Annotated in this window: 21 protein-coding genes; 19 read left to right on the top strand and 2 right to left on the bottom strand. The window is 38.6% G+C overall.

Features of this window, described 5'->3' with window-relative positions; translation table 11 throughout:
* The first annotated feature begins 63 nt into the window (after window positions 1-63).
* The 14 genes from ABJ974_RS15330 (at window position 64) to ABJ974_RS15395 (ending at window position 21,194) form a co-directional block, all read left to right on the top strand.
* Window positions 64-1,299, top strand: a complete 1,236-nt coding sequence (locus ABJ974_RS15330; protein WP_419869091.1) for an MFS transporter — start codon at window positions 64-66, stop codon at window positions 1,297-1,299.
* An 89-nt stretch (window positions 1,300-1,388) separates the two neighbouring features.
* Window positions 1,389-3,464, top strand: a complete 2,076-nt coding sequence (locus ABJ974_RS15335; protein ID WP_419869092.1) for a T9SS type B sorting domain-containing protein — start codon at window positions 1,389-1,391, stop codon at window positions 3,462-3,464.
* 100 nt (window positions 3,465-3,564) lie between these two features.
* Window positions 3,565-5,625 carry a T9SS type B sorting domain-containing protein gene (locus ABJ974_RS15340; protein ID WP_419869093.1) on the top strand — a complete coding sequence of 687 codons (2,061 nt, stop codon included), beginning with the start codon at window positions 3,565-3,567 and terminating at the stop codon, window positions 5,623-5,625.
* 153 nt (window positions 5,626-5,778) lie between these two features.
* Window positions 5,779-7,368: a replicative DNA helicase gene (gene dnaB / locus ABJ974_RS15345; RefSeq protein WP_419869094.1), complete on the top strand. Its 1,590-nt coding sequence runs from the start codon at window positions 5,779-5,781 to the stop codon at window positions 7,366-7,368.
* A gap of 26 nt (window positions 7,369-7,394) precedes the next feature.
* Window positions 7,395-7,871, top strand: coding sequence for a ribonuclease HI (rnhA, locus tag ABJ974_RS15350; protein ID WP_419869095.1), 477 nt, complete (start codon window positions 7,395-7,397; stop codon window positions 7,869-7,871).
* Between the two features lie 153 nt (window positions 7,872-8,024).
* Window positions 8,025-10,274: a T9SS type B sorting domain-containing protein gene (locus tag ABJ974_RS15355; RefSeq protein WP_419869096.1), complete on the top strand. Its 2,250-nt coding sequence runs from the start codon at window positions 8,025-8,027 to the stop codon at window positions 10,272-10,274.
* Between the two features lie 78 nt (window positions 10,275-10,352).
* Complete coding sequence (locus tag ABJ974_RS15360; RefSeq protein WP_419869097.1) at window positions 10,353-12,614, top strand: T9SS type B sorting domain-containing protein; 2,262 nt, start codon at window positions 10,353-10,355, stop codon at window positions 12,612-12,614.
* A gap of 99 nt (window positions 12,615-12,713) precedes the next feature.
* Window positions 12,714-13,340 carry an NAD(P)H-dependent oxidoreductase gene (locus tag ABJ974_RS15365; protein ID WP_419869098.1) on the top strand — a complete coding sequence of 209 codons (627 nt, stop codon included), beginning with the start codon at window positions 12,714-12,716 and terminating at the stop codon, window positions 13,338-13,340.
* Window positions 13,341-13,367: 27 nt separating this feature from the next.
* The gene (gene nadB, locus ABJ974_RS15370; protein WP_419869099.1) at window positions 13,368-14,939 is read left to right on the top strand and encodes an L-aspartate oxidase; all 1,572 of its coding nucleotides are present in this window, start codon (window positions 13,368-13,370) and stop codon (window positions 14,937-14,939) included.
* 10 nt (window positions 14,940-14,949) lie between these two features.
* On the top strand, window positions 14,950-15,810 hold the full coding sequence (nadC, locus tag ABJ974_RS15375) for a carboxylating nicotinate-nucleotide diphosphorylase (protein ID WP_419869100.1): 861 nt from the start codon (window positions 14,950-14,952) through the stop codon (window positions 15,808-15,810).
* A 211-nt stretch (window positions 15,811-16,021) separates the two neighbouring features.
* The gene (locus ABJ974_RS15380) at window positions 16,022-18,595 is read left to right on the top strand and encodes a TonB-dependent receptor (protein ID WP_419869101.1); all 2,574 of its coding nucleotides are present in this window, start codon (window positions 16,022-16,024) and stop codon (window positions 18,593-18,595) included.
* Between the two features lie 87 nt (window positions 18,596-18,682).
* Window positions 18,683-19,114: a hypothetical protein gene (locus tag ABJ974_RS15385; RefSeq protein ID WP_419869102.1), complete on the top strand. Its 432-nt coding sequence runs from the start codon at window positions 18,683-18,685 to the stop codon at window positions 19,112-19,114.
* 32 nt (window positions 19,115-19,146) lie between these two features.
* Window positions 19,147-20,139, top strand: coding sequence for an aspartate-semialdehyde dehydrogenase (locus ABJ974_RS15390; protein ID WP_419869103.1), 993 nt, complete (start codon window positions 19,147-19,149; stop codon window positions 20,137-20,139).
* 53 nt (window positions 20,140-20,192) lie between these two features.
* The gene (locus ABJ974_RS15395; RefSeq protein ID WP_419869104.1) at window positions 20,193-21,194 is read left to right on the top strand and encodes a cation diffusion facilitator family transporter; all 1,002 of its coding nucleotides are present in this window, start codon (window positions 20,193-20,195) and stop codon (window positions 21,192-21,194) included.
* On the opposite strand, the gene ABJ974_RS15400 is transcribed toward ABJ974_RS15395, so the two are convergent.
* Window positions 21,191-21,628 carry an exosortase F system-associated membrane protein gene (locus tag ABJ974_RS15400; RefSeq protein WP_419869105.1) on the bottom strand — a complete coding sequence of 146 codons (438 nt, stop codon included), beginning with the start codon at window positions 21,626-21,628 and terminating at the stop codon, window positions 21,191-21,193. The genes ABJ974_RS15395 and ABJ974_RS15400 overlap by 4 nt on opposite strands.
* Window positions 21,615-22,145, bottom strand: coding sequence for an exosortase family protein XrtF (xrtF, locus tag ABJ974_RS15405; RefSeq protein ID WP_419869106.1), 531 nt, complete (start codon window positions 22,143-22,145; stop codon window positions 21,615-21,617). Before xrtF ends, ABJ974_RS15400 begins: the two co-directional genes overlap by 14 nt.
* A 49-nt stretch (window positions 22,146-22,194) precedes the next feature.
* Between xrtF and ABJ974_RS15410 the strand changes: the two genes are divergently transcribed.
* The 5 genes from ABJ974_RS15410 to ABJ974_RS15430 are packed head-to-tail and all read left to right on the top strand — an operon-like array spanning window position 22,195 to window position 25,645.
* The gene (locus ABJ974_RS15410) at window positions 22,195-23,214 is read left to right on the top strand and encodes an aminoglycoside phosphotransferase family protein (protein WP_419869107.1); all 1,020 of its coding nucleotides are present in this window, start codon (window positions 22,195-22,197) and stop codon (window positions 23,212-23,214) included.
* Window positions 23,215-23,235: 21 nt separating this feature from the next.
* On the top strand, window positions 23,236-23,640 hold the full coding sequence (locus tag ABJ974_RS15415) for a RapZ C-terminal domain-containing protein (protein ID WP_419869108.1): 405 nt from the start codon (window positions 23,236-23,238) through the stop codon (window positions 23,638-23,640).
* A gap of 3 nt (window positions 23,641-23,643) precedes the next feature.
* Entirely contained in the window at window positions 23,644-24,357 is a 714-nt protein-coding gene (locus ABJ974_RS15420) for a nucleotidyltransferase family protein (protein WP_419869109.1), read from the top strand.
* Between the two features lie 21 nt (window positions 24,358-24,378).
* Window positions 24,379-25,116, top strand: a complete 738-nt coding sequence (locus ABJ974_RS15425; RefSeq protein WP_419870979.1) for an LOG family protein — start codon at window positions 24,379-24,381, stop codon at window positions 25,114-25,116.
* A gap of 58 nt (window positions 25,117-25,174) precedes the next feature.
* Window positions 25,175-25,645 carry a DUF6702 family protein gene (locus tag ABJ974_RS15430; RefSeq protein WP_419869110.1) on the top strand — a complete coding sequence of 157 codons (471 nt, stop codon included), beginning with the start codon at window positions 25,175-25,177 and terminating at the stop codon, window positions 25,643-25,645.
* The last annotated feature ends 39 nt before the right edge of the window (window positions 25,646-25,684 follow it).

Raw genomic sequence — 25,684 nt, forward strand, 5'->3', positions numbered from 1 at the left:
ATTTATCTTTTAAAATAGAATTTTGAAATAGCTTTAAATAAATATTTAAAGCTATTTTTGTGCATGATTTCTTTTACTCCGTTAAAGACATTACAAAATGTTGAATTCAGGAATCTTCTTACGGGAAGATTTTTTATCGTTATAGCTTTCAGGATGTTAGCCACTCTTTTGGGGTGGTGGGTGTATCAGCTCACAAAGGATCCTTTTTCGATAGGACTTATAGGACTTTCGGAAGTAATTCCTGCTGTAAGCTGCGCCTTATATGCCGGGCACGTTATCGATATGAATGAGAAAAAGAAACTTTTACTGATCTGCAATTACGCATACGTTTTATTGATAAGCCTGTTACTTATTCCTGCTTTTTTAAATGTTCAAATGCATTTCTCAGGTCATCAGATCACTTATTTTATATATGGCGTCATTTTTTTTACGGGAATCGCGAGAGCCTTTATCGGACCTATTGTCCCCTCAATGATCCCCAAAATTGTAAAAAAAGAAAATCTACCCAATGCCATTACTTTAAACCAGGCCACCTTCCTGATCTCTTCCGTTTGCGGACATGCATTAGGAGGCTTTCTGATTGCTCTTTTCGGCGTGGGATGGACTCTTGTGGTAATTATCACCCTGATTTTTACAGCTTCTTTATTTTTCTGGCAGCTTAATCAGCAGCCTTCCGAATACAAAAAAGAAAAGGTCAATGTAATGGAAAGTATGCGGGAGGGTATTTCTTATATTTACAGAACAAAGGAAATCCTGGGAGCTTTATGCCTGGACATGTTTGCCGTACTCTTCGGAGGAGCCGTGGCAATGATTCCTGTATTCGCAGCTGACATACTTAAAGTGGGATCCGAAGGTTTCGGGCTTCTTAATGCTGCTTCTGACATCGGGTCTATGTGCATCATCACTTTGTTATCCATTATCCCTTTAAGAAAGAACCAGGGGAAAATACTGCTCGGCGTGGTAACGGGATTCGGATTATGCATCATAGGCTTCGGACTTTCCAATATGTACTGGCTTTCATTTATGTTCCTTGTATTAAGCGGGATGCTGGATGGTATTTCCGTTGTCATAAGGGGTACTATTGTTCAGCTTAAAACTCCGGATCATATAAGAGGGCGGGTATTAAGTGTCAACTCCATATTTATTATGTCCAGCAATGAGATGGGACAATTTGAAAGCGGATTGATGGCTAAATTACTCGGTGTGGTGCGCTCCGTAGTTGTCGGGGGAAGCATGACGGTACTGGTTGCTCTTGTAGTTGGAATTACTAATCCGAAATTACGAAAAATGCAATATTAAAAGTCATTTAGTGGATTTACCAAATATAATTCAAAATTATCAATCCAACATTAATAATTTTTTATATTTGCTAAATAAAATTCCCCTAAATGAAAAAAACTCTATCCATTTTATTTGTGATTTTTTCACAACTTTTTTTCGCACAATCAGACTGCCCCACAGCGCTGGCTGTTTGTGGAAATTCAGATTTATCTTATACTCCCAGTGGTCCGGGAAACATCCTGGAGGATTTAGGGGGATGCCTTACAGGAGATGAGCATTATTCGGTATGGTATACATTTACCGCTTCCACAAGCGGAACCCTTACTTTCCTGATCACACCCAATGCCCAGGCAGATTATGACTGGGCCGTATATGGACCCAATAAGCAATGTAGTAATTTAGGAGCACCCATAAGGTGTTCTTATGCTTCAACCGCTAGCGGAATCCTAACAGGGCTCAACATGACAGCTACGGACACCACAGAGGGTGCCGGGGGCGACGGGTTCTGTCAGTATTTAGATGTAGTAGCCGGGGAAACTTATTACCTGGTAGTTGACAATTTCTCTGCCAATGCGAATGGATTTGTGCTTACCTGGGGAGGAACAGCAACCTTATCCTCACCTTTCACCTCTACTATACAGCCTAATCCATTTATACCACCAGGAAATCCAAGTACAACTCCTAACACTCCTAATGAGGTCGTGATCTGTACGGACCCTGCTGTTTTTGACTTCAATACTTTATCAGACGGTATTATTAACGGAAATCCGAATTTTGTGGTATCTTATCATTACAACGCCAATGATGCCCTTACCGGAAATAACCCTATCACCAACCCTATTACCGTTAATACCACGGATATATATTATTATAGCATCAGTTATTCCGATCCCAATAACCCGAACAGCCCAATAAGCAAATGTAAGCAAACGGGAACCTTCAAATTCATACAGGGAAATATCGTAGCTAACGACGTCACATTAATGGCTTGTAATAATAACAGCATGGGAACCGCCATATTCGATTTAACAAGCGCAAATGTTTTCAATGACCCAACGGCCATCTTCCAGTATTACCCAAGTATGTTTGACCTCAATGCGGGTACTAATGAGATTACGGTTCCCACCAATTATTTATCTTCATCGGGCTCCGTATTTGTGAAGGTCACTACTTTACAAGGCTGCTCGGATATCGCTGAAATCACTTTATCATTATATTCGGTAGTAGTTGTAACAGAAGCTACTTTAAGATCTTGTTTTATAGAATCAAATCCTGCTACCGCTTCATTCAATCTTACCGTAGCCGGAGTTACCACAGAAGTAGGAATCACTAAGAAGTATTACCCTTCTTTAACGGATGCGATTAATGAAACCAATGAAATTGCCAACCCTACTACTTATATCGCTCCTAATGGCGTAGTATATGTAAGGGTAACCAACGCGAACGGATGTTATTCCGTTGCCCTGGTGAACCTGGTCGTTCTCCCTCCGGTGGAATCCACCGTATTAAAAGATCAGATCATCTGTATGGAAGATACTACCACTTTGGATGCTGGTCCTGGCTTCGACGCCTACGAATGGAGTACGGGAGAAACCACTCAGTCTATTTCCAATGTAGGAGTGGGAACCCACTGGGTTAAACTGACTACCGGAGAATGTGTTACTACACAAACCGTTCATGTATATGCTTCCGAACAGCCTGTAATTACAGATGTGGATATCGCTACCAATACAGTCACCGTGAATGTAATAGGCGGAGCCCCACCCTACCAATATTCAATGGACAATATAGTTTGGCAGGATTCTAATGTATTCACTAACGTTCCGAGAGGCGACGCTACCATATTTGTAAAAGATGCTTACGATTGTAATCCTATCGAATTACCTATTCTTGTACCAAACCTCATCAACGTGATTACTCCTAATGGGGATGGAGTGAACGATGTAATTGATTATTCGGTATTTGCGAACAAGCAAAATTTAGTTCTCAGCATTTATGACCGATACGGAACCAAAATCCACCAGGCCGATAAGTCCAATGGCTTTAAATGGGACGGAACCACCAATGGAGGGAAACGTGTAACCACCGGAACCTACTGGTATTCTGTAACATGGAATGAAAATAACAAAAAGAATACTTCTTTTAAATTTTCAGGATGGGTAATGGTTAAAAATAGAGAATAATCATTTATCAAATAAAAGACTGCACAAAATGCAGTCTTTTTTTATGATCATCGTGGTGTTTTATTATTTTTGTTACTTTTGTCATATTAAACTAGCCAAAATGAGAAAATTACTACTTTTTTTTATTGTATTTCTGTCTCAACTCTGTTTTTCCCAATCCGACTGTATCAGCGCGATTCCTGTTTGTGGAAATTCAGGCATATCATATACCCCTTCAGGAAGTGGAACCGTACAGGAAGACCTAATGGGTTGTTTGTCTACTGATGAGCATTACTCAGTTTGGTACTCCTTTACTATTGCTACAGCAGGAACTTTAACTTTTGAAATTACCCCGAACGTCTATGCTGATGATTATGATTTCGGAGTATATGGGCCTAACCAGACTTGTGGAGCTCTCAGCCCTCCGATCCGATGTAATTATTCAGGGCTTGACGGACCTACAGGGCTTACTACAACACTTACCGGTACAGCTACCAACGGAACATGGAGCGCCTATATGGATGTGCTTCCCGGAGAAACTTATTACCTGGTAGTAGATAATTATTCTCATACTACTAACGGATTTTCCCTAACCTGGGGTGGAACCGCTACGTTAGCTTCCGCATTTAATGATCCTACGTTGGCTCCCAACCCATTTATACCACCGGGAGTAGCCAGTTCTACACCTGGAGCTCCGAATGAAATATTGAAATGCCAGCTTCCATCTTCATTCGACTTTACTACATTATCCTCGGATATCATCAACGGAAACCCCAATTTCTCGGTTACCTATCACAATAACCCGAATGATGCCTTGTTAGGAACCAACCCTTTAACAACTGCGATGGTAGATGCTACTACCATCTATTATTACAGAATCCATTATCAGGATCCTACCAATCCTACCAACCCTATTAATAATTGTGCACAAACAGGAGAATTCAAATTCCGGCAAGGGAATATTGTTGCTAAAGATGCCACCCTCTTCGCCTGTAATAATAACAATGCCGGTACTGGCAGTTTCAATCTGACTTTAGCCGATACTTTCGCAGACCCTACTGCCACAAAAAAATATTACCCTACATTAAATGACCTCACCGCAGGAACTAATGAAATCACCAATATTACCAATTACGTTTCAGCAGAAGGACTGGTATACGTAAAGGTCACTTCATCAGAAGGATGTTCTGATGATTCGGTAATCACCCTGAGCTTCTATCCTACGGTAGTTGTAAATGAGGACACTATTGAAGCCTGCTATATTGAAAGCAACATCCTTACAGGAGCATTTGATCTGACAGCTGCCAATATCACTGCCCAAACAGGTGTTACGAAAAAATTCTATACAACATTCAATGATGCCGTTAACGGTTCCAATGAAATAGGAAACCCTACTGCTTACATTTCTACAGATGGGCAAGTCTATGCTAAAGTATTCAATGCAAACGGATGTTATGCCATTGCAAAAATCACTCTTCAAGTACTTCCTCCTGTAAAATCCAATGTTCTTAAAGACCAGACGATATGCATGGAAAGCAGAACCACACTAGATGCGGGCCCGGGCTTTGACGGCTATGAATGGAGCACAGGCGCCACCACTCAATCCATATCAGGGGTAGGTGTAGGAGCATATTGGGTAAAATTACAGACCGGATTCTGCTATACCCTCCAAGAGGTAAATGTGTATGCATCCCAGCAACCTGTAATTTCAACTATTGATATATCCAACAACACCATCACCGTGAACGTTGCCGGCGGAACTCCTCCATACCAATACTCCTTAGATGGTATCAACTGGCAGGATTCAAACATTTTCACAGGTCTTCCTAGAGGAGAAAACAAAATTTACGTAAAAGATTCTTATGATTGTATTCCTGTTGAGATACAGGTTACCGTACCTAATCTTTTGAATGCCATCACACCAAACGGAGACAACATCAATGACGTCATTGATTATTCCGCTTTATCTTACAAGAAAAACCTCATATTCATTGTATATGACAGATATGGCAATAAGCTTTATGAAGCTGATAAAATGAGAAATTACTCATGGGACGGAACAGCTTTCGGTAAAAAAATTCCGACAGGAACTTACTGGTACACGATTTCCTGGAATGAAAATGACAAAAACAATACTCCTACCCGATACAACGGATGGGTATTGGTAAAAAACAGGGAATAGTTTCAACCTCAATATGATACAAAAATCACCTCTGGCAGGTGATTTTTTTTATCAACACGCGCAATACCTTTCACCACTGGCTTTTCCATACAATCAACAATAATTGTTAATTACTATTTTTTTATTATTTTTCAAATAAGCTATCTTTGCAATATGGCTCAGAAAGAAACATTATCATCTCTTACTCACGGAAACTTTGCAAAAGAGTTATCTATTGCGGACGGTAAAATGCCTCCTAATGCAATAGATTTTGAAAGACTGGTTATAGGTACTTTTTTGATTGATAAAAAAGGACTGGATTATTCTATTGACCTCCTTACTCCTGAAGTATTTTATGATCCCCGGCACCAGGTAATTTTCACAGCCATCTTGAAATTATATGAAGGCAACCACCCTGTGGATCTGATGACAGTTATCCAGGAGCTCAGGAAAGAGGAAAAGCTTCATTTGGCCGGAGGAGATCATTACATCATTGATCTTACAATGGGAGTAAGCTCATCCGCGCATATTGAATATCATGTCCGGGTTATTCTTGAGAAATATATTCTCCGAAGTCTTATCAATGTTTCAGCCAATGTGATCGAAACTTCCTATAAAGAATCTACGGACGTTTTTGAGCTGTTGGATAAAGCTGAACAGTCCTTCTTTGAGATTACCAACGGAACTATCAAAAAAGGATTCGATACTGCCAACTCATTGGTGAAGCAGGCTATTGATACTATTAAATCTTTAAAAGATAAAGAAGGTTTGTCCGGGGTTCCTTCCGGATTCCGGGATCTGGATAAAGAAACCGGAGGATGGCAAAATTCCGACCTTATCATTATAGCAGCCCGTCCCGCAATGGGAAAAACAGCCTTTCTCCTTTCCATGGCCAGAAATATAGCGGTAGGACATAAAATCCCTATGGCACTTTTCTCCCTGGAGATGGCTTCCGTACAGCTTATCACAAGGATGATCGCTTCGGAAACCGGAATTTCTTCGGAAAAGCTAAGAAAGGGAACCATGTCCGATGAAGAATGGCAGCGACTTTTCTCCAACGTATCGGAGCTTGAAAATGCCCCTCTTTATATTGACGAAACCCCTTCTCTTTCCGTATTTGACTTTCGTGCCAAATGCCGAAGACTGGTTATGCAGCACGGAGTAAGAATCATCATGGTGGATTATTTGCAGCTAATGACGGCGAACAGCGGAGGAAAAGGTGGTGGAAACCGTGAACAGGAAATTGCGACCATTTCCCGGTCCTTAAAAGCGATTGCAAAAGAACTGAACGTTCCTGTAATTGCCCTTTCACAGCTTTCGAGAAGTGTGGAAACACGTCCGGGTAAAAGACCTCAGCTTTCCGACCTGAGAGAATCCGGAGCTATTGAGCAGGATGCCGATATTGTATCTTTCATTTTCAGACCGGAATATTATAAAATTACCGTATGGGACAATGATGAACCGGGCCAGGAAACTACTACGGAAAACCAGGCAGAGCTTATCATTGCAAAACACAGAAATGGTGCTACCGCAGATGTACGGATGTCATTCATGAAAAACATTGCTAAATTCGGAGACCTTGATGTTTTCGGGGGTGGATATGGATATCAGCCTTCCAATTTCGGACAGCAGAATGAGCCGAGTGGTTTTGATAAAATAAAAACGACCATCCAGCCCGGGGCAGCATTTGACCTGCCTGACAACTCTCAGATTTCAGGATCTTCCATGAATGATTTTGACGATGATGAAGACTTTCCATTCTAAAGCAACACTGCAATAATTTAGTTATTTTGAAAATCGAAATATACACGGACGGAGCCTGTAGCGGAAACCCCGGAAAAGGAGGTTATGGAATTCTTATGCGCGTCCCTGAAAAAAATTATCAGAAAACATTTTCCAAAGGTTTCAGAAAAACCACCAATAACCGCATGGAGCTTCTGGCGGTTATCACCGCCCTGGAAAAACTGAAGTCTTCAGAAAACGAAATTCATATTTATACGGACAGTAAATATGTGGCTGATGCCGTTAATCAGAACTGGATCTCCGGCTGGGTAAAAAGAGGATGGAAGAATGTAAAAAACCCTGATTTATGGCAAAAGTTTCTTCCTCTATATATTAAATACAACCCAACTCTTCATTGGATCAAGGGTCATGCCGGACATTTCGAAAATGAATTATGTGACCGCCTTGCCGTGGCCGCTACCAACTCTCCCAACCTTGAAGTAGACCAGTATTTTGAAAATATGGAGAACAATTCTTTATTTTAATTTTAATTATACTAAATAGTCTTTTTATCATAATTATTTAATCAATCTATTGCTGTTTTTATTAATAAATAATCAATTTTTTCTACAAAATTAACATTAAATATTCATTTATTAGATCAGTTTTAATATCTTTACAACTACAATCCTTAATAAATGAATAAAAAATTATTTCCTCTCTTTGCAGTACTTTTGTATTGCTTATCCGGAAGCCTTTTTTCCCAAACCTATCAGCTCGCAGGAAATCCTGTAAACACAACAGGCTGGACTATGGTTTCCCCCACTGTAGTTAATACAGATTTTATTCAGCTAACACCGGACACCAACAATCAATCCGGATCTATTAGACTGAACGACCAGATCAACTTAAAATTCTGTGATAAATGGAGAGTTGAGTTTGATTTCAGAATGGATTCCAACCAGTCTGCCAATGGAGACGGTCTTGCCTTCTGGTATTTAGCCAATCCCCCGGTAGCAAGTGTATTAGGATCAGGACTTGGAGTTTCTCAAAATGCCGTGGGGCTTATTGTAGGTTTAGATACTTATAATAATACCACTACCGCAGTAATGAGTAAGGTTCACGTAGCCTATGGACAGGTTGCTAATACTACAGACAACAATAATGTAGAGTTTTTCAATGTGGCAGGGAGTTCATTTCATTCCCCGGATCTTAATTCAACATTACCATTCCAGGGTACTACCTATAAACATGTTGAAGTAACGGCAGATGTCGACCCAAGCGCCCCGACGGGCTGGATTATAAAAATAACCATTGATGGGAACATCATCTGTAATCAGACTTTTGTTCCTTCGGGAACTGCTGCTGCAATGACTGTGGGCTATTTCGGTTTTTCCGCCTCCACAGGAGGAAACAGATCAAGACACTCAATTAAAAATGTTAAAATCTATACGGATAAGGTTCCTATTTTACAAAATTCCGTATCTCAATCTCTTTGCCCTAATCCCACTACAGGAAATGCAACGATAGACCTTACGAATTTTAATTCACAGTTTGTTGCCAATCCTAATAACTATACAATCACTTATTCCGCAGGGGGAACACCAATCACCAATCCTACCGCCTATCAGTATGGCGCCAACACTACCGTTTCCATCCGCATAAAGGATAATGCAGGAGTGCTTTGCGATAATGCGGACGGAACCATTGTACTTTCACTTTCACCTTTTACAGCGAATGAGGCAACCCTTACAGAATGTAATAACAATAAAGCAGGAACGGCAATCTTTAACCTTAATAATGCCACCGTCACTCCACTTACAGGTGTTACGAAAAAGTATTATAAAACAATGGCAGACCTGAATGCGGGAACCAATGAAATCACCAACCCTGCCAGCTATACTTCAGCGCCGGGAGCTGTTTACGTAAGAGTCACCACTTCCGAAGGCTGTACAGGTTCAGCAAAAATTAATCTTACTTTTTTTCCGGAAATCGCAGTACATGAAGATACTATAGAATCCTGTTTCATAGAAGCAGCACCTAATACAGCCGCTTTTGATCTCACCTCAGCAGATGTTACAGATGCCACAGGCACTACTAAAAAATATTACACCAGCATAAACAATGCTGTAAACGGAACCAACGAAATAATCAATCCTGCAGCCTACATTTCCACTTCAGGAGAAGTATATGCCAAAGTAACCGATGCTAATGGCTGCTATACCATTGTTAAAATCACCTTAAAAGTATTACCTCCTGTAACCTCAACAGTATTAAAAGATAAAGTGATCTGTATAGGCGACAGAACCGATTTAGACGCCGGGCCAGGATTCGACGGATATGAATGGAGTACCGGAGCCACCACACAATCCATCCAGGGTGTATCCGTAGGTAATTATTGGGTAAGGCTGAAAACAGGAGACTGTATTACCACACAAACTGTAAAAGTGGTTGCTTCCGCCCAGCCTGTTATTTCAAGTATTGATATCACCCATAACACAATTACAGTAAATGTAGCCGGCGGCACTCCGCCTTACCAGTACTCTCTGGATGGCATCAGCTGGCAGGATTCAAATATATTTTCCGGCCTTCCAAGAGGAGAAGTAAAAGTATTTGTAAAAGACAGCTACAACTGCGTACCCGTGGAGGTTCAGGTAACTGTTCCTAACCTTATCAATGCCATTACTCCTAACGGGGATAATATCAATGATGTCATTGACTATTCCGCTTTAGCTTATAAAAAGAATCTGGTTTTCGTTATCTACAACAGATACGGAAATAAGTTATATGAAGCCGATAAAATGAGAAATTATTCCTGGAACGGAACCGCTTTCGGAAAAAAGGTCCCTACCGGTACTTACTGGTACACCATTACCTGGAATGAAAATGATAAAAATAATACCCTTACCCAATACAACGGCTGGGTACTGGTAAAAAACAGAGAATAAACCGGAAAGATCATCCCATTAAGGGATGATCTTCAGTTTAAACAAACTAATAATTAATTATTAATACCACCTGCACATATGAAAAAAGCTTTATCCTATTTTCTTACACTTATCTCACTGTATTTTTCCATAACCGTATATTCCCAGACTTACCAGCTTACGGGAAACCCTGTTAATACTACAGGCTGGGACCTTGTTTCGAACGCGAATGTAAACACAGACTTTGTACAGCTGACTGCAGATCAAACAGGTTTATTCGGAGCTATTAAGCTTGCAACACCTATCAACTTAAGATATTGTGACAAGTGGAAGGTAGAATTTGATTTCAGAATTGACGGAAACGGGACGGCCAGCTATGGCAGAGGGGATGGGTTTACATTCTGGTATCTGGCTAATCCTCCGACAGCCTATGTATCGGGTGGCAGTCTAGGAATACCGGCTAATGCATCAGGCCTTATGGTAGGATTTGATATTTTTAATAACTCTACGGAAGGACAGATGAGTAAAATCCATTTATTATACGGAACCAATGACACCGCCGGTTCCAATATCGAGTATAATAATACACCGGGCAGCACTTTCCATTCCCCCGACTTAAATTCTACCCAACCTTTTGTAGGTTCGACTTATAAGCATGTGGAAGTAAACGGCGAAGTTGATATGGCCAACACCAACAACTGGATCATACAAATAAGAATTGACGGAAACCTTATTGTAAACCAATCTTTTGCCCCTTCGGGAGGAGCTATCGGGATGACACAGGGATATTTCGGGTTTTCTGCGGCAACAGGGGCGGCCAGTGCCAGACACTCTATAAAAAATGCCAAAGTATACATTGATAAAGTTCCTATTTTACAAAATAACGTAACTCCCTATGTATGCATGAATCCGGCAACCGGTAACGGTTCCGTAGATTTAACCGCCTATAACTCCCAATTTGTAAATAATCCGGGGAACTATATTTTCACTTATTATGTACTGGGAAGCTCAACCCCAATAGCCAACCCTACTAATTTCCAATATACCGGAAATACGACGATTACCGTAGTAATTAAAGACCCGTCTTCTACACTTTGCGATAACGGCGACGGAGTTATAGAACTTGATCCGTCTCCTTTTACCGTGAATGATGTAACGCTCACCGGATGTAACAATAATAATGCAGGCTTTGCCGTTTTCGATCTGACGAGTGCGAATGTGACCAATGTTCCTAATGTGACCATGCAGTTCTATCCCACCCTGAATGACCTGAACGCAGGAACCAATCAAATTGCCAATCCTACTAATTATCCATCCCCGGCAGGAAATGTATTTGTAAAAGTAACGACACCCCAAGGATGTGTAGACACTGCTGAGATAACCCTTGACATTTATCCCGTAGTGGAAGTCTATGATGCCAACCTGAGATCGTGTCCTATTGAAACAGATCCTTCTACAGCTTCATTTAATCTTACCGCTGCCGGAGTAACAACGCAAGTAGGGATTACTAAAACTTATTTTCCTTCATTAACAGATGCTGTTAATAATACCAACCCAATTACAAATCCAACCACTTATATCGCACCCAACGGAGTGGTTTATATAAAAGTAACCAACGGAAACGGATGTTATGCAGTGGCAAAAGTCACTCTTGTGGTAATTCCTTCTGTTTACTCTGATATTTTAAAGGATAAAATAATTTGTATAGAAGAAAAAACAATCTTAGATGCAGGTCCCGGATTTGATGCTTATGAATGGAGCACGGGAGAAACCACTCAATCTATCTCTGACGTAGGTGTAGGGACTTACTGGGTAAAACTTACAACAGGAGATTGTACGGTTACACAAAACGTTAAGATCATTCCATCCGAGCAGCCGGTTATCAATTATGTCGACATATCCAATAATACCATTACGGTCAATGTTATAGGAGGAACACCTCCTTACCGGTATTCTATTGATAATATCAACTGGCAGGATTCCAATGTATTTAAAAATTTATCCAGAGGAGAAGTTCAGATTTTTGTACAGGATGCCTACAATTGTGAGCCGGTTGCCATTATCATCACAATCCCTAACCTGATCAATGTAATTACCCCGAATGGTGATGGGGTTAATGATGTCATTGACTATTCTGCTTTAAGTAACAAACAGAATCTGGAGTTCAACATTTTCGACCGATACGGTTCAAAAATCCATCATGGTGATAAGTCCAACCATTACAAATGGGATGGCACGACCAACGGAGGAAGAAAAGTCCCTACAGGAAATTACTGGTATTCCATAACCTGGAGTGAGAACAATAAACAAAACACTCCTTTAAAATATTCAGGATGGATCATGGTGAAAAACAGAGAATAAAATAAAACTATCTTTTTAATTGGAACCATTCCCTCACCGGAATGGTTCTTTTTTTATTCAAAACATAATTTATTCATATTCAATTCTTAAATTTGTTTTATGAACTATTTGGAAGCTTTAAGTAAAAGATATTCTGTAAAAAAATTCAATTCTGAGATAATCCCTCAGGAAACCCTGCAGAATATCCTTCAGTCCGGAAAACTTGCAGCCAGCTCTCTGGGTCTACAGCCCTATAAGATCCTGGTGGTAGAAAGCGAAGAGATGAAAAAGAAACTTATTCCTGCTTTTTATAATCCTTCACAGGTTTCCACATGCTCCCATCTGATCGTTATAATTTCTAAAAGATCCATTAACGAAAATTATATCAACGGGTATTTTAATCATATCTCAGAAGTACGAAATGTGACTGTTGAAAGTTTAGATCCATTTAAAAACAATATTCATCATCATATTAATGAGAAGAATGATGAGGAGATTTTCAACTGGGCCGAAAAACAATCTTATATAGTTTTAGCCAATCTGATGTATGCTGCCGCCATTGAAAATATAGATACCTGTCCCATGGAAGGATTTCGCCAGGATGTAATAGAGGAAATATTAAATATTGATCCTGAGGCGGAAAAAGTTACGGTAACCCTCGCTTTAGGATACAGGTCCGGGGAAGATTCTTTTCAGCATATGAAAAAAGTACGTAAACCGGATGATAAATTGTTCAAATTTATTTAATTTAGACACTTGTCTTAAAGCAAGATTATGATAAAAGCTGATGTATTAGTGATTGGTTCCGGTATTTCGGGACTTTCTTATGCCATTAAAGTTTCCGAACAACTTCCAGAAGCCAAAATAATAATTGTTACCAAATCCGATGAAGATGAAAGTAACACCAAGTATGCCCAAGGCGGCCTTGCCGTCGTAACAGATTTCCAAAAAGACAATTTTGAAAAGCATATTGAAGACACCATGCGTGCCGGAGACGGAGAAAATAAAAAAGACGTGGTAGAAATGGTGGTAAGAGAAGCCCCGGCCCGATTCAACGAGATCGTAGAATGGGGAGCCAATTTTGATATGAAAAACGGCAAATTTGCATTGGGAAGAGAAGGAGGCCACACAGAAAACAGAATTGTACATCATAAAGATATTACCGGCTTTGAAATCGAAAGAGCCCTATTGGCAACCGCCAACAGCAGTCCTAATATTGAAATCCTGGACCATCATTATGTCATTGATATTATTACACAGCACCATGTTCCGGGAAAAGAGCTGAATGAAGAAAATATTTCCTGCTATGGAGCCTATATTTTAGATGAAAAGTCTAAAAAAATAAAAAAAATCACTTCAAAAATAACATTGGTAGCTACCGGCGGAGCAGGACATGTCTATAAAAACACCACCAATCCCACCATTGCTACCGGTGACGGGATTGCCTTCGTTGCCCGTGCCAAGGGAAATGTCTCCAATATGCAGTACTATCAGTTTCATCCTACTGCCTTATACAGCAAGATAGACGGAATGCTGTTCCTGATTTCCGAAGCTGTACGGGGAGACGGAGCCAAACTGAGAACCAAAAGAGGAGAAAAGTTCATGGATAAGTACGATGAGCGGGAAGAACTGGCATCACGCGATATTGTGGCAAGAGCGATTGATAATGAAATGAAGATTTCAGGAGATGAATATGTAGGACTTGATTGTCGCGAAATGGATCATGAAAAGTTCCTGGAACACTTCCCTAATATTTATAAAAAATGTAAAGATGAAGGAATAGATCCTTTCACACAACTCATTCCCGTAGTACCTGCCTGCCACTATCTGATGGGCGGAATTGAAATTGATAAGGACGGACAATCATCCATTAAAAATCTGTTTGCCGTAGGAGAATGCACCAATTCAGGGCTTCACGGCGCCAATAGATTAGCTTCCAACTCTCTACTGGAAGGGCTTGTTTTCGGGCATAATGCTGCTATGAAGACCGTCGTATTGCTTAATGAAAACAATTTCAATTTTAATGATCTTAAAGCCGTTCCCGAATGGAATGAAGAAGGAATGAAGATCATGGATGAAATGGTTATAGTCACTTATCTGAGAAAGCAGCTTCAGGAGATGATGAGCGATCTTGTGGGAATTGTAAGAAGTAATCAACGTCTTAAAATGGCTCTGCAAAAACATCAGGAAATTGCAGCTGCCGTGAATGAGATCTACCATTACTCTATTTTATCACCTCAACTTTCAGAATTAAGAAACCTGACTACCGTCGCCTATCTCATCATTACCCAATCTATGGAAATGACAGAAAACAAGGGCGCATTTTATAATAAGGATCTTGCTTAAATAAAAAAAAATGAAAAGACCTAGCTACGTAACCGATAAAGCACTTAAAGAATTTATAAAATCTGCTTTGGAAGAAGACATTCAGGATGGTGATCACTCTACCCTGTCCACGATTCCAAAAGATTTACAGCAAAGCGCCAAACTTTTGGTAAAAGAAGATTGTATCCTTGCAGGAGTAGAACTGGCAGAATTTATTTTCAAAACCTTTGATAAAAACCTGAAAGTCGAAAGGTTTATTAAAGATGGAGATACGGCAAAAGCAGGCGATGTTGCTTTTATTGTCACCGGTAGTGCAAGATCTATCTTATCCACCGAACGGCTTGTCCTCAACTGTATGCAGAGAATGAGCGGGATCGCAACCCTTACTCATGAATGGGATGCCAGGCTTGTCGGTACCAAAACCAAACTTCTGGACACGAGGAAGACGACACCCAATTTCAGGATTTGTGAAAAATGGGCAGTTGCCATAGGCGGAGGTACCAACCACAGATATGGTTTGTACGATATGATCATGCTGAAGGACAATCATATTGATTATAATGGCAGTATCACGAATGCTGTAAAAATGGCTAAAGATTATATTAAAAAAAATAAGAAGAAACTTAAAATAGAGGTTGAAACCAGAAATCTCGATGAAGTTCGGGAAGCCATCAAGGCCAAAGTAGACAGAATCATGCTGGACAATATGGATATAAAAACCATGAAGCAGGCTGTTGAACTTATTAATGGAGCTTGTGAAAGTGAAGCATCAGGTGGAATTACCCGGGAAATGTTAAAAGAAATAGCTGCTACGGGGGTAACTTATATTTCTGCGGGAGCCCTTACACACTCCGCTAAGAATATTGATATAAGTCTCAAAGCAATGAAATAGTCTTTATGTTTTTAATAAAATAATTAGATTTTCATTAAAAACTACTCAACATGATTTTTTTCATATCAAAATACGTTATATTTAAATTACACTGATAATCAAGCATTTAAATATTATTAAGATTAAGTAAAAATTAACATATAGTTAATAATAGTTAAAATATAATTACCGACTTTTGCAGAAAATTTAAATCTAACTATTATTTACGATTATGAAATTAATCAACAAATCAATACTGACTGTAGCTATTACATTATCTACAGCTAGTGTTTATTACGCTCAAGAGACTCAGGATACTGTTAAGTCAACAAGGTCCAAGGATATTGAAGAGGTAATTTTACAAGGTGTTACGGATATCGCTAAAGATAGAAAAACACCTGTTGCTGTTTCTACCATCAAAGCAGCGCAAATTATAGAAAGATTAGGGAATCAGGAGCTTCCTGAAATTCTAAACACAACGCCTTCTGTATACGCAACAAAATCAGGGGGTGGTTTCGGAGACGGAGGTATCACAATGAGAGGATTTGAATCCCGAAACATTGCTGTAATGGTAAATGGTATGCCTGTAAATGATATGGAAGGGGGTACTGTTTATTTTTCCAACTGGACAGGTTTATCTGATGTTACCAGTACTTTACAGGTACAAAGAGGTTTAGGTTCATCAAAACTGGCTATCGCTTCAGTAGGGGGAACCATCAACTTCCTTACCCGCTCAGCGGATATGAAAAGAGGAGGTGTGGTAAGATTGGGTGTTGGTAATGATGATTATTTAAAAACATCTTTCGCATATAACACAGGTAAGTCACCAGACGGATGGTCCTCATCCATCTTAATGAGCAGACAAGCGGGAGGTACCTATATTGAAAATACAGATTACGAATCTTATGCATATTATTTTGCATTGGGTTGGGAGCCTAACAAAAAACATAACTTCCAGTTTACTTTAACATCTGCCCCTCAGTGGCATGATCAAAGAACATATGCTCCTACCATTTCCAATTACATCAAATATAATCCGGATCAAGACGGAACTCCATACAGACAGTATAATTCAGACTATGGTTACTACACCAATGCTGAAGGAAGAAAAGTAGCTTTAGCTAACAGATCAAACTATTATGCTAAACCGGTAATGATGTTGAACTGGGATTGGAATATGAATGAGAAATCCAAGTTGAGTACCGTTCTATATATGTCCAATGGTAGAGGTGGTGGAACAGGAGATCTAGGAAGAGTTGGCGGAAAGAGCTTGACAGGTTACTATGATAATATGGGCCACTTTGATTACGATGCTGTATTTGCGGCTAACCAAGCTGTTGATGTAAATGCTGCTGCTGCCGGGAGCACTCTAATCCGTAGAGCTAGTATCAACTCTCACAACTGGTATGGTATTTTAGCTAACTTCCAACATAAAATCAATGACAACTGGAGCTTCTCAGTAGGTACAGATGACAGATATTATTATGGATACCATTATCAGGTTGTATCTGATTTATATGGTGCTGCCGGATACAAGGATAACAAAAACTTAAATATTGCTCCAAACGTGGTTAACAAAGTTTTTGACTACAAACAACTTTCATGGAACCCATTCGGAGGAAAAACAACAGACCTTTCCAACCAGATCGGTTACAGTAATGATGGAGAAGTTTTATGGTACAGTGGTTTCGGACAACTTGAGTATTCAAATGAAAAACTATCTGCATTTGTACAGGGATCCATTTCTAACCAGGCTTATCAAAGAATTGACAACTTTGTAATTGATGGGGTAACAACTCAACAAGGACAAGTAGTTAACAGAAAAACAGGATTTAAAAATCTTTTCGGATATAATGTTAAGGGAGGAGCTAACTACAATGTTGATGAACATAACAATGTATTCGCAAATATCGGTTATTACAGCAAACAACCTTTCATGAATGCCGTATATCCAAGTAACCAGCAGGTTCTTAACCCTACATTAACTAATGAAAAAATCTTTTCCGCAGAAATTGGATATGGATTCAGATCATCTAAATTAAATGCGAATGTAAACCTTTACAGAACTGAATGGAAAGACAGATGGTTAAGAAGATCCATGCAATTTGACATGAGTGATGGAACAGTGCTAAATGGATATGCTGAAATCAACGGTATCACTCAGGTTCACATGGGAGTAGAAGTAGATGCAACCTATAAGCCTTTCCAATTCCTGGAATTCCAAGGAATGTTCTCTTGGGGAGATTATAAATATAAAGGTAATGCCAGCGGAACTACGTTTGATGACAACAACAACCCAATTAATGTTACCGGGGACTCCAATACAACCACTCTTTATTTAGATGGTGTAAAAGTGGGAGGATCCAGCAGTAACAGTATTCCACAAATGACCGCTTCATTAGGAGCTACTGTAAAGCCTGTTAAAGATCTTAGTATTTATGGTACCTGGAGATATGTGGGTAAACTATACTCGTCTATTGATGTTCAGTCTTTCTCTACACCTACATCAAGAGGAGCATTACAATTACCTGATTTCAATTTATTTGATATAGGGATCTCTTATAAAATAAGATTAAATAATACTTCTCAATTCTTTACTATTGGGGCTAATGTTTATAACTTATTCAATACTACTTATATCTCTGACGGAGCAACAAGTGTACATGCTAAAACTCAAGATGCTTTTAACAGCCAACAAGAGTATGAAGCATATCAAGCTACATTATATAAAGGTATAGACCCATCAAACCGAGTATATTTCGGATTTGGAACAACATGGTCTGCCAACCTTTCATTCAACTTCTAATCATTTAGAATTTTATAATATAAATCCCGGTTTTATCACTGGGATTTTTTGTTATATTTGTGTACTAGAAAAAAGAAAAAATAGACTATGGATTTTTACAACATTTTGCTTAATGCACATAAAGGATTTGGATATCTTGAACTGGTTTTAGTTGCTTTATTTATTATTGCCTTATTAGCTACTATGTTTGGATATAGCGGTAAAGTCAATAACTTTTTAAAGAAAACTACCCTCTTCACTATGATCTTTTTTCATATCCAGTTTTTAGTCGGGATCGTTATGCTGATCATTAATTTTACAAAAGGTATGAACATGGGGGCTGTGATGAAAAATGCAGATTTGAGATTTCAGTTTGTAGAACACCCGTTTTCTATGTTGATTGCAGCTGTATTACTGACTGTCATCAACAAAAAAGTAAAGTCCAACGACACCATTTCCATAGGAATTGTGATCATGGGACTTATAGCCGTTGGATTATTTGCATTCGCGTTTCCATGGACAAGGGTCTTTGGAGCATAATATATTAATTAAAAAATAATTTAAACACTCAAATGAAAGTAGCTGTAGTAGGATCAACCGGAATGGTTGGACAAGTTATGCTTAAAGTTTTGGAAGAAAGAAACTTCCCTGTAACAGAATTAATCCCGGTAGCATCAGAAAAATCTATTGGTAAGAAGGTGAAGTATAAACAGAAGGAGTATACGATTGTAAGCATGAATGACGCTATCGCAGCTAAACCGGATATCGCCATCTTTTCAGCAGGCGGATCCACTTCATTGGAGTATGCTCCTAAATTTGCAGAAGTAGGAACAACTGTTATCGATAACTCTTCAGCCTGGAGAATGGACCCCGATAAAAAACTAGTCGTTCCTGAAATCAATGCTGATGTATTAACTCCACAAGACAAGATCATTGCCAACCCGAACTGTTCTACGATTCAACTAGTAATGGTTTTGGGGCCTCTTAATAAGAAATATGACCTGAAAAGAGTAGTTGTTTCTACTTATCAGTCTGTTACCGGTACCGGAAAGGCTGCAGTAGATCAGCTAAACTCTGAAATTGAGGGAAATGAGGACGTAACAAAAGTTTATCCTTATCAAATCTTCAAAAATGCTTTGCCTCATTGTGATGTTTTTGCAGATGACGATTATACGAAAGAAGAAATTAAATTGATGAAAGAGCCTAAAAAGATTTTAGGTGACGATACATTTAACCTTACCGCAACCGCTGTCAGAGTTCCGGTACAGGGGGGACATTCCGAAAGTGTGAATATAGAATTCGAAAATGAGTTTGATTTAGATGAAGTGAGAAAAATCCTGGCAGAAACACCGGGCGTAATCGTTATGGACGATGTGAAAAATAATCAATACCCGATGCCTTTATATTCGGAAGGTAAAGATGAAGTATTCGTCGGAAGGATAAGACGGGACCTTTCACAGCCGAAAACGCTCAACCTCTGGATTGTGGCAGACAATCTGCGGAAGGGGGCTGCGACCAACGCAGTACAGATTGCAGAATACTTAGCACAAAAAAACTTAGTATAAACTAACAAAAATAAAAAAGAGTCTCAAATTGAGATTCTTTTTTTTATCAAACTATGAAAAATCATTCTCACCACAACAGTTTAGATAAAATAGGGTTTCAAAGACTTATTGCTGTTTTTGGAGTTATCCTGTTTATAGGAAAGATTATTGCATGGAAGCTTACTCATTCCGATGCCGTATTTTCGGATGCCATGGAGAGTATAGTGAACGTAATCAGTGCTTTTATGGGGCTCTATTCCCTGCATCTTGCCGCTAAGCCTAGGGATGAAGACCATCCCTATGGCCATGGGAAAGTGGAATTTGTCACGTCAGGTATAGAAGGAGCCCTGATTGCCATTGCCGGAATAATGATCATTTATGAAGGGATCAATAGTTTAATTGTAGGAAAAGTACTAAACAAATTAGACCTTGGGATCTGGATCATTGCCGCCACAGCAGTTGTTAATTATCTGCTCGGTTATATATCAATACAAAAAGGTAAAGCGGAAAACTCCCTGGTACTGATTTCTTCGGGAAAGCATCTACAATCAGATACCGTTACAACCATAGGCGTTGTTTTAAGTTTAATAGTTGTTCACTTCACTAAAATATACTGGATAGATTCCGTGGTTGCCCTGATTTTTGGGGTGTATATTATTTTTGTGGGATACAAAATTGTCCGCAAATCTTTGAGTGGAATTATGGATGAACAGGACCCGGAAATCCTTAATAAAATTATTGAAGTTCTTGAAGCCAACAGAAAGGTGGAATGGATTGATATTCATAACATGAAAATCCAGCAATTCGGTTCTTCCCTGCACATTGACGCCCATATTACCCTGCCTTGGTATTACAGCCTTCGTGATGCCCATAAAGAAATGGAAAATGTAATCTTTCTACTGGTAGAAAATATTGACCGTAATATTGAGTTTAATTTTCACATGGACGACTGTAAGCCGTTTTCATGTCCGGTCTGCCAGGTGAAAGACTGCCCTGTCCGTGAAAAAGAATTTGTAAAAAGAGTAACCTGGACAGCCGAAAATGTAACCAACCTTCAAAAGCATACCGCGGATTAGTTCTTATTCGCTAAGACCTGTTTTCTATAATAAAATAAAGGTACAATAAGTAAAAGGATCAGAGGCTGGATCACAAATCTTCTCATATAAAAAGAAAAGAGATATCCAATTTCAAACTGATCATACACACAGTAAAGATAAATAGGAAAAGTAATGGCAAAGACAATAACCATCAGCAATCCGCCCTGGATGGTCCACTGTTTATTTTTAAACAGGCACTGAATAATAAGGCAGGAAAAAATCAGGTTGAGAACAAACCTTAAAAGATATCCCATAACTAAAGGTCCCCAGGTGAAAGCCGGAAAAGGAATATCTTTATTGGCCACATGAAAGTAATCCAGGAAAGGATCGTAGAAGAGCTTATCTTCCATTATGCGGACTCCTACCAGACCCATTATCCCGACTATGACCAGAAACCAATTAAGAATTTTCATTTTTCAATGCAAAAAATTTAATCCATACAAGCCAAAGTACGACCACCGTGCCGTAAATTATAGCCGGAAAAACAAAATCATGGGTAATTTTGCTATACGCTCTGTAATCCGAAATTACGATATTAAGCCCCACAATTCTCAGGACATTCATTATATATAGTAAAATAAGGCCTATGAATGCAAAAACAAATGTCTTTGTCCCTTTATAAAAAGCAAAAATGAAAGCTAAAAAAAGAATCATCACCGAAATAGCATTACAGCCTTCCACCATCCTTGACACATAGTCTGTTTTCACATAAAACCAAACCTGCTCTTTAGGCACATCATTATAAAGCTGGGTAGGAAAACCCAGTGCATTTTGAACATGCCTTACCTGCTCAGCAATCATCCTGGAAAAGGGATCCAATCCACCTTCTCGGAAGCTGTTCAAGTAAAACTGATAAGCAAAAAGCAAAACGAGATAAACAATAATAAATCTCAATAAAATGCTTAAAACGGGTTTAAAATCCTTTAGCATAATGCAAAGATAGAAATTCGCCTGCAATTTATTATATTTGTTTCCTATTATGAATTCCGAAAAAGCAAAAATATTTTTTGAAAACTATATAGGTGAAAAGTCGTCTGAATTTACCAAATTAGCTCAAAGTGGATCTTCGAGAGTTAATTATTCAGGAAAAAATGAAAATCAAAGATACATAATCACTTATAATGAAAATATTCAGGAAAATGAAAGTTTTTTTTATTTCTCTGAAATATTCTCCCACCTTAAACTTAATACTCCGCATATCCTCGCAGTTTCACCCGATCAGAGGATTTATATCCAGGAATTTTTAGGAGAATACACCTTATCCGAGATTATTTCTAAAGAAGGTCTTTCGGAACGTGTAAAAAGTTTAGTAAAGCAAACTTTAGAAAAACTATTCCAACTCCAAATTAAAACTAAAGGAAAGATCGACTATAACCGTACTTTTGAATATAAAAGCTATGATGATCTTCCCGTAACCCATGATCTTTACTACTTTAAGAACTTTGTGGCTGATGTTTTAGAGCTGGAATATCATAAGTCTACCCTTTTAAAGGAGTTTAAAAAACTGGCTTCCATTATGGAAGGACTTGAGCCCAAAGGATTAATGATAAGAGATTTCCAGGCAAGAAATATTCTGGTTAACCAAAAGAATGAAGTTTCGTTTATAGATTATCAGTCTGCTATGAAAGGTCCGTTGATGTATGATGTGATTTCCTTTCTATTTCAGGCCAAAGCGAATTTCCCCGACACTTTTAAAGATGAGATGCTTTCCTTCTATATTCAGCAATTCGAGGATATGGAAATACAGGATCAACTGAAAAACTCAGTGGAGCCCATGCAGCTAATGAGATTTTTACAAGTTCTGGGGGCTTATGGTTTCAGAGGGCTTATTCAGAGAAAAACCCATTTCATCGCCAGTATTGAAAAAGGAATAGAAAACATTACATACTTTGCTAAGAACTGGAAAGATCTACAGGAGTTTCCAGAACTGGAAAAAGTAATTTTGCAACTAGAAACACAAACAATCAAACAAAAAATTAATGATATCATCAATCATTAATGCATAAAAAAATTAAATCGTATGCTACATATTGATATACATAGCTTTTCGTACAAAAAAGGAGGTATTCCTAAAGATGAAACAGGAAATGGAGGTGGTTTTACTTTTGACTGCCGGGGAATACTTAATCCGGGAAGAATAGAAGAATATAAATCTCAAACGGGGAAAGATATTGCTGTCCAGGAGTTTTTAGAGACCAAAACAGAGATGCCCAAATTCCTGGAGCTGGTTAAAAATATCATTTCCATTAATATTGACAATTACCTTGAAAGAGGATTTGAAAACCTTCAGATCAGCTTTGGATGTACCGGCGGCCAGCACAGATCCGTCTATTCGGCAGAAAAAATTGCAGAATTTATTTTACAGCAATATCCTGCAGACATAGAGATCAAACTTACGCACGACGAACAACCTCAACTCAATTAATCCATGAAGGCTCTTATTTTTGCGGCAGGAAAAGGAACCCGCCTTAAACCTTTTACCGATCACCATCCTAAAGCTTTAGCCCTGGTAAATGGTATTCCGCTTCTGGAAAGAAATATTCTCTATCTTAAAAGCTTTGGAATTACGGATTTTGTGATCAATATCCACCATTTCGGAGAGCAGATATTGGAATTTCTTAAAAAGAACAATAATTTCAACTGCCGTATTGAGATCTCAGACGAGAGGGAGGAATTACTGGAAACGGGAGGTGGTTTAATTTTTGCAAGAAGGTTTCTGGATCATGGAGAAGATTTCCTCATCATGAATGCGGATATTCTAACGGCATTAAATATTAATGATCTTGTTAAATATCATAAAAAGATTAAAGATTTTGCTACTTTAGCAGTTTCCGACCGTGAAAGTTCCAGAAAACTACTCTTTAATGATGAAATGGTTTTAAAGGGATGGCTGAATGTACAGACTGGAGAGCAAAGACTCGCCGAGTTCAATAAAGGATTTAAAGCGCTCGCTTTCAGCGGGGTACACTGTATCAATCCGGTTATCTTTGAAAAGATTAAAAGAAAAGGAAAATTTTCGGTGATGGAAGAATATTTGGATCTTATGCAGACAGAACATATCCATGGCTTTTTGCATAACAGCATTTTAGTAGATGTCGGTAGGCCTGAATCTGTTTTAATTGCTGAAAAACATTTTAAATAAATTATGATGAATATTGACGGAATGAAGGATGAAAGTTTAATAAATCCTGAATTAGATATTAACGAAACCAAGCTACATAACAGCTTCAGACAGAAGACCTGGGACGAAACCATTACCAAAGACAGCTGGATGGTATTCAAAATCATGGCTGAGTTTGTGGATGGATATGAAAAATTAGCAAAGATTGGTCCCTGCGTTTCCATTTTTGGATCAGCAAGATTACAGCCTGAAAGCAAATATTATAAAATGGCGGTAGAAATTGCAGAAAAAATTACCAAAATAGGATTCGGAATTATTACTGGGGGAGGTCCAGGAATTATGGAAGCAGGAAATAAAGGAGCATTCAATGCAAAAGGAAAATCAATAGGACTTAATATAGATCTTCCTTTTGAGCAGCATTTTAATCCTTATATTAACAAGTCTTATTCCATGAACTTCGATTATTTCTTTGTAAGAAAAGTGATGTTCGTAAAATATTCGCAGGGATTCATCGTAATGCCGGGAGGATTTGGAACATTGGACGAGCTTACCGAAGCTATCACCCTGATCCAGACCAACAAAATCGGGAAATTCCCTATCGTACTGGTAGGTTCCGAGTTCTGGGGAGGATTACTGGAATGGTTTAAGACCTCTTTACTCAAAGAAGGAATGATTGCAGAGGATGATCTCAATCTTTACAGAGTGGTAGATACTGCCGATGAAGCCGTAGCGCACATCAAGGCCTTTTATGATAAATATTCTGTGAATGTGAACTTTTAGTTGGCATATTATTTGTGACCTATAAATAAACAAGATGATTGTAAATCTATTAACTAAGATGAAAAAACTTTTATATATATCAGGAATTTTAACATTTTTTGTGTTAACAAGTTTTATGTATGTAAACTTTTTCTCTTCAATGACTAAGGTGGATTATATTGATGGAAGCAAAACATTGAAGTTTACCACAAAGATGAATACAAGCCATATTTCCGATGCTATAAAAATCAATCCCAATACAGCAGGATTTGAAGCGGAGGTAAAAAAATATGTAAATAATAATTTCGATGTGTATGTCAATGGCTCTCCAAAAACTAAAACATTTACAGGAAGTCAGGTGAGCGGAGAAACGGTGTGGGTATATTTTGAAGCCAATGGGGTTTCTGAAATCAATACTCTGAAAATAAAGAATACCATTCTTCTAAGCTCTTTCCCTAAGCAGATTAATCTTGTTAATATAGCTTACAAAGGAAGTCAGAAAACAATGAACTTCCAGAGAGGAAAAGAGGTTAATGAAGTATCTTTTTAAACAAAAATTGATGTAACAATATCAAAGCCACTATTTATA

It is taken from the genome of Chryseobacterium sp. CT-SW4 (assembly GCF_048572715.1).
GTDB lineage: Bacteria > Bacteroidota > Bacteroidia > Flavobacteriales > Weeksellaceae > Chryseobacterium.

Excerpts from the sequence above, each read along its gene's own strand:
- ABJ974_RS15330 (WP_419869091.1), top strand. The coding sequence starts at position 64 with ATGATTTCTTTTACTCCGTTAAAGACATTACAAAATGTTGAATTCAGG.
- ABJ974_RS15335 (WP_419869092.1), top strand. The coding sequence starts at position 1,389 with ATGAAAAAAACTCTATCCATTTTATTTGTGATTTTTTCACAACTTTTT.
- ABJ974_RS15340 (WP_419869093.1), top strand. The coding sequence starts at position 3,565 with ATGAGAAAATTACTACTTTTTTTTATTGTATTTCTGTCTCAACTCTGT.
- dnaB (WP_419869094.1), top strand. The coding sequence starts at position 5,779 with ATGGCTCAGAAAGAAACATTATCATCTCTTACTCACGGAAACTTTGCA.
- ABJ974_RS15355 (WP_419869096.1), top strand. The coding sequence starts at position 8,025 with ATGAATAAAAAATTATTTCCTCTCTTTGCAGTACTTTTGTATTGCTTA.
- ABJ974_RS15360 (WP_419869097.1), top strand. The coding sequence starts at position 10,353 with ATGAAAAAAGCTTTATCCTATTTTCTTACACTTATCTCACTGTATTTT.
- ABJ974_RS15365 (WP_419869098.1), top strand. The coding sequence starts at position 12,714 with ATGAACTATTTGGAAGCTTTAAGTAAAAGATATTCTGTAAAAAAATTC.
- nadB (WP_419869099.1), top strand. The coding sequence starts at position 13,368 with ATGATAAAAGCTGATGTATTAGTGATTGGTTCCGGTATTTCGGGACTT.
- nadC (WP_419869100.1), top strand. The coding sequence starts at position 14,950 with ATGAAAAGACCTAGCTACGTAACCGATAAAGCACTTAAAGAATTTATA.
- ABJ974_RS15380 (WP_419869101.1), top strand. The coding sequence starts at position 16,022 with ATGAAATTAATCAACAAATCAATACTGACTGTAGCTATTACATTATCT.
- ABJ974_RS15385 (WP_419869102.1), top strand. The coding sequence starts at position 18,683 with ATGGATTTTTACAACATTTTGCTTAATGCACATAAAGGATTTGGATAT.
- ABJ974_RS15390 (WP_419869103.1), top strand. The coding sequence starts at position 19,147 with ATGAAAGTAGCTGTAGTAGGATCAACCGGAATGGTTGGACAAGTTATG.
- ABJ974_RS15395 (WP_419869104.1), top strand. The coding sequence starts at position 20,193 with ATGAAAAATCATTCTCACCACAACAGTTTAGATAAAATAGGGTTTCAA.
- ABJ974_RS15400 (WP_419869105.1), bottom strand. The coding sequence starts at position 21,628 with ATGAAAATTCTTAATTGGTTTCTGGTCATAGTCGGGATAATGGGTCTG.
- xrtF (WP_419869106.1), bottom strand. The coding sequence starts at position 22,145 with ATGCTAAAGGATTTTAAACCCGTTTTAAGCATTTTATTGAGATTTATT.
- ABJ974_RS15410 (WP_419869107.1), top strand. The coding sequence starts at position 22,195 with ATGAATTCCGAAAAAGCAAAAATATTTTTTGAAAACTATATAGGTGAA.
- ABJ974_RS15415 (WP_419869108.1), top strand. The coding sequence starts at position 23,236 with ATGCTACATATTGATATACATAGCTTTTCGTACAAAAAAGGAGGTATT.
- ABJ974_RS15420 (WP_419869109.1), top strand. The coding sequence starts at position 23,644 with ATGAAGGCTCTTATTTTTGCGGCAGGAAAAGGAACCCGCCTTAAACCT.
- ABJ974_RS15425 (WP_419870979.1), top strand. The coding sequence starts at position 24,379 with ATGAAGGATGAAAGTTTAATAAATCCTGAATTAGATATTAACGAAACC.
- ABJ974_RS15430 (WP_419869110.1), top strand. The coding sequence starts at position 25,175 with ATGAAAAAACTTTTATATATATCAGGAATTTTAACATTTTTTGTGTTA.